Source organism: Oceanitalea stevensii, from assembly GCF_014837105.1.
GTDB classification, from domain to species: Bacteria; Actinomycetota; Actinomycetes; order Actinomycetales; family Actinomycetaceae; genus Oceanitalea; species Oceanitalea stevensii.
The window spans coordinates 1-5,235 of the sequence record NZ_JACSPO010000023.1 but is presented as its reverse complement, the minus strand read 5'-3'; the positions used below and the strand labels follow the sequence as shown (position 1 = coordinate 5,235).

Genomic DNA, 5,235 nt, shown 5'->3' with positions numbered 1-5,235 from the left:
TGCGGCCCTTACGGGAATGGGTGTTCGGCGGTGTCCTACTCTCCCACGTAGTCTCCCACGCAGTACCATCGGCGCTGAGGGGCTTAGCTTCCGGGTTCGGAATGGGACCGGGCGTTTCCCCCTCGCTATGACCGCCGTAACTCTGTGGAGTTGTCCGACCGCTTCCTCACGTGTGTGAGGGGTGGGTGGCTCCAGAACCGTACAGTGGACGCGTCAACATTGATCTTTGTGTTGTGGTGAAGTTGTTGGCCAATTAGTACCGGTCAGCTCCACGGGTCTTTAGTCCCCGCTTCCACGTCCGGCCTATCAACCCAGTGTTCTGCTGGGGGCCTTCCCACCTCGAGGGTGGTGGAAACCTCATCTTGAAGCAGGCTTCCCGCTTAGATGCTTTCAGCGGTTATCCCTTCCGAACGTAGCCAACCAGCCGTGCTCCTGGCGGAACAACTGGCACACCAGAGGTTCGTCCGTCCCGGTCCTCTCGTACTAGGGACAGGCCTTCTCAAGTTTCCTGCGCGCGCAGCGGATAGGGACCGAACTGTCTCACGACGTTCTAAACCCAGCTCGCGTACCGCTTTAATGGGCGAACAGCCCAACCCTTGGGACCTACTCCAGCCCCAGGATGCGACGAGCCGACATCGAGGTGCCAAACCATGCCGTCGATATGGACTCTTGGGCAAGATCAGCCTGTTATCCCCGGGGTACCTTTTATCCGTTGAGCGACGGCGCTTCCACAAGCCACCGCCGGATCACTAGTTCCGACTTTCGTCCCTGCTCGACCTGTCAGTCTCACAGTCAAGCTCCCTTGTGCACTTACACTCGCCACCTGATTGCCAACCAGGCTGAGGGAACCTTTGAGCGCCTCCGTTACATTTTGGGAGGCAACCGCCCCAGTTAAACTACCCACCAGGCACTGTCCCTGATCCGGATTACGGACCGAGGTTAGATGTCCAGAACGACCAGAGTGGTATTTCAACGATGACTCCACAACCACTGGCGTGGCTGCTTCACAGTCTCCCACCTATCCTACACAAGCCGTCCCGAACACCAATACCAAGCTATAGTAAAGGTCCCGGGGTCTTTCCGTCCTGCTGCGCGTAACGAGCATCTTTACTCGTAATGCAATTTCGCCGAGTTCACGGTTGAGACAGCGGAGAAGTCGTTACGCCATTCGTGCAGGTCGGAACTTACCCGACAAGGAATTTCGCTACCTTAGGATGGTTATAGTTACCACCGCCGTTTACTGGGGCTTAAATTCTGAGCTTCGCCCAACCGAAGTTGAGCTGACCCGTCCTCTTAACCTTCCAGCACCGGGCAGGCGTCAGTCCGTATACATCGTCTTGCGACTTCGCACGGACCTGTGTTTTTAGTAAACAGTCGCTTCTCCCTGGTCTCTGCGGCCCTCAAAGGCTAGCCAGCAAGTGGCTTCACCCCTCAGGCCCCCCTTCTCCCGAAGTTACGGGGGCATTTTGCCGAGTTCCTTAACCATGATTATCTCGATCGCCTTGGTATACTCTACCTGACCACCTGAGTCGGTTTAGGGTACGGGCGGCTAACACCTCGCGTCGAGGCTTTTCTTGGCAGCATAGGATCACCCTGCTTCCCGCGTTCGCGGTCACCATCGGGTCTGAGGCTGTGTGAGGCCCGGATTTGCCTGGACCTCGCCCTGCTCCCTTGGACGTGCATAGCCATTAAGCACGCGGAGGCTACCTGTCTGCGTCACCCCTGTTAATACGCTTACCTACTACCGGTTCGGGTTCCGCGCGCGGCCCACACGCACCCCGAAGGGTGACGAGTGGGCGTTGGGCGGTTAGCATCACCGGGCTCGGTATGGGCGGTGTTTCGCCGGTACGGGAATATCAACCCGTTGTCCATCGACTACGCCTGTCGGCCTCGCCTTAGGTCCCGACTTACCCAGGGCGGATTAACCTGGCCCTGGAACCCTTGGTCATTCGGCGGACGGGTTTCTCACCCGTCTTTCGCTACTCATGCCTGCATTCTCACTCGTGTGGGATCCACCACTGGGTCACCCCGCAGCTTCACCTCCCACACGACGCTCCCCTACCCATCAACACCCCTGAACACACTCCACGAGGGAGGCGCTGGGGACATGTGCTGATGCCACGGCTTCGGCGGTGTGCTTGAGCCCCGCTGAATTGTCGGCGCAGAATCACTTGACCAGTGAGCTATTACGCACTCTTTCAAGGGTGGCTGCTTCTAAGCCAACCTCCTGGTTGTCTGTGCAACTCCACATCCTTTCCCACTTAGCACACGCTTAGGGGCCTTAGCCGGTGGTCTGGGCTGTTTCCCTCTCGACTACGAAGCTTATCCCCCGCAGTCTCACTGCTGCGCTTACACTTACCGGCATTCGGAGTTTGGCTGACGTCAGTAACCTGTTGGGGCCCATCGGCCATCCAGTAGCTCTACCTCCGGCAAGAAACACGCAACGCTGCACCTAAATGCATTTCGGGGAGAACCAGCTATCACGAAGTTTGATTGGCCTTTCACCCCTACCCACAGGTCATCCCCTCAGTTTTCAACCTAAGTGGGTTCGGTCCTCCACGCGGTCTTACCCGCGCTTCAACCTGCCCATGGGTAGATCACTTCGCTTCGGGTCTAGAGCACGCGACTGAGTCGCCCTATTCGGACTCGCTTTCGCTACGGCTTCCCCACACGGGTTAACCTCGCCACGTACCACTAACTCGCAGGCTCATTCTTCAAAAGGCACGCCGTCACCCCAGCTAAGGAGGCTCCGACGGGTTGTAAGCATCCGGTTTCAGGTACTATTTCACTCCCCTCCCGGGGTACTTTTCACCTTTCCCTCACGGTACTTGTCCGCTATCGGTCACTAGGTAGTATTTAGGCTTAGCAAGTGGTCTTGCCAGATTCACACGGGATTTCACGGGCCCCGTGCTACTCGGGATCCCCACCGGGAGGTGATGCCATTTCGTCTACAGGGGTCTCACCTACTGTGCCCGGCCTTCCCAGACCGTTCGACTATGACAACACTTTTTTACTCCCTACCCAGCCGGCAGGCTGAGTGAGCGGGTCCCACGACCCCGAAGGTGCAACGACTGCCGTCTTTAACACACCCCCGGTTTAGCCTCATCCGCTTTCGCTCGCCACTACTCACGGAATATCTCTTCCTGTGGGTACTGAGATGTTTCACTTCCCCACGTTCCCTCCACACGCCCTATACATTCAGGCGCGGGTAACTGGGCATGACCCCAGCTGGGTTTCCCCATTCGGACATCCTCGGATCACGGTTCGTTAGCCAACTCCCCGAGGCTTATCGCAGGCCACCACGTCCTTCTTCGGCTCCTAGTGCCAAGGCATCCACCGAATGCTCTTAAAAACTTGACCACAAAAGATCAAAGATGCTCGCGTCCACTGTACAGTTCTCAAGCAACCCACCGACCAACCCCAGACCCCACACACATCGGCGTGAGGCCCAGCAGAAGGCGGCCACCAGAAGAAACACACCCCACCACACCCGCAAACGGGGGTGGCTGTGGCCTGTGTCCTCAGGACCCAACAGCATGCCAAGCCTTGATGTTCCACCCATGAGCAACCACCAGACACACATGCGGTGTCCGCGTGGCCACCTGACACCACCGATGAACCCCGACGAAGCGGGCGATGATGTGGTGAGCTCCTTAGAAAGGAGGTGATCCAGCCGCACCTTCCGGTACGGCTACCTTGTTACGACTTCGTCCTAATCGCCAGTCCCACCTTCGACAGCTCCCTCCCACAAGGGGTTGGGCCACCGGCTTCGGGTGTTACCGACTTTCATGACGTGACGGGCGGTGTGTACAAGGCCCGAGAACGTATTCACCGCAGCGTTGCTGATCTGCGATTACTAGCGACTCCGACTTCATGGGGTCGAGTTGCAGACCCCAATCCGAACTGAGACCGGCTTTTTGGGATTCGCTCCACCTCGCGGTATCGCAGCCCTTTGTACCGGCCATTGTAGCATGCGTGAAGCCCAAGACATAAGGGGCATGATGATTTGACGTCATCCCCACCTTCCTCCGAGTTGACCCCGGCAGTCTCCTATGAGTCCCCACCATTACGTGCTGGCAACACAGGACAAGGGTTGCGCTCGTTGCGGGACTTAACCCAACATCTCACGACACGAGCTGACGACAACCATGCACCACCTGTACACCGACCTTACGGGGAGCACATCTCTGCACTTTTCCGGTGTATGTCAAGCCTTGGTAAGGTTCTTCGCGTTGCATCGAATTAATCCGCATGCTCCGCCGCTTGTGCGGGCCCCCGTCAATTCCTTTGAGTTTTAGCCTTGCGGCCGTACTCCCCAGGCGGGGCACTTAATGCGTTAGCTGCGGCACGGAACCCGTGGAATGGATCCCACACCTAGTGCCCAACGTTTACGGCATGGACTACCAGGGTATCTAATCCTGTTCGCTCCCCATGCTTTCGCTCCTCAGCGTCAGTAACGGCCCAGAGACCTGCCTTCGCCATCGGTGTTCCTCCTGATATCTGCGCATTCCACCGCTACACCAGGAATTCCAGTCTCCCCTACCGCACTCTAGTCTGCCCGTACCCACTGCAGGCGCAAGGTTAAGCCTTGCGTTTTCACAGCAGACGCGACAAACCGCCTACGAGCTCTTTACGCCCAATAATTCCGGACAACGCTTGCGCCCTACGTATTACCGCGGCTGCTGGCACGTAGTTAGCCGGCGCTTCTTCTGCAGGTACCGTCACTCCGAAGAGCTTCTTCCCTACTGAAAGAGGTTTACAACCCGAAGGCCGTCATCCCTCACGCGGCGTCGCTGCATCAGGCTTTCGCCCATTGTGCAATATTCCCCACTGCTGCCTCCCGTAGGAGTCTGGGCCGTGTCTCAGTCCCAGTGTGGCCGGTCACCCTCTCAGGCCGGCTACCCGTCGTCGCCTTGGTAGGCCATCACCCCACCAACAAGCTGATAGGCCGCGAGCCCATCCCCAACCGATAAATCTTTCCACACACACCCATGCAGGCACGTGTCATATCCGGTATTAGCCACGATTTCTCGAAGTTATCCCGAAGTCAGGGGCAGGTTACTCACGTGTTACTCACCCGTTCGCCACTAATCCGCCCAGCAAGCTGGGCTTCATCGTTCGACTTGCATGTGTTAAGCACGCCGCCAGCGTTCGTCCTGAGCCAGGATCAAACTCTCCGTAAATGTCTATCGCCACCCCCGAAGAGGTAACAACCATACGAAGAAACACCCACCA

General features: G+C 57.6%; 3 rRNA genes. All 3 read right to left on the bottom strand.

The features are described from left to right. Nucleotides 1-22: 22 nt before the first annotated feature. Nucleotides 23-139, bottom strand: a 5S ribosomal RNA gene (gene rrf, locus H9624_RS16235). A gap of 94 nt (nt 140-233) precedes the next feature. Further along, nucleotides 234-3,360, bottom strand: a 23S ribosomal RNA gene (locus H9624_RS16230). A gap of 297 nt (nt 3,361-3,657) precedes the next feature. Further along, nucleotides 3,658-5,183 (bottom strand): 16S ribosomal RNA (locus tag H9624_RS16225). Together the 16S, 23S and 5S rRNA genes form the textbook arrangement of a ribosomal RNA operon. Nucleotides 5,184-5,235: the final 52 nt, after the last annotated feature.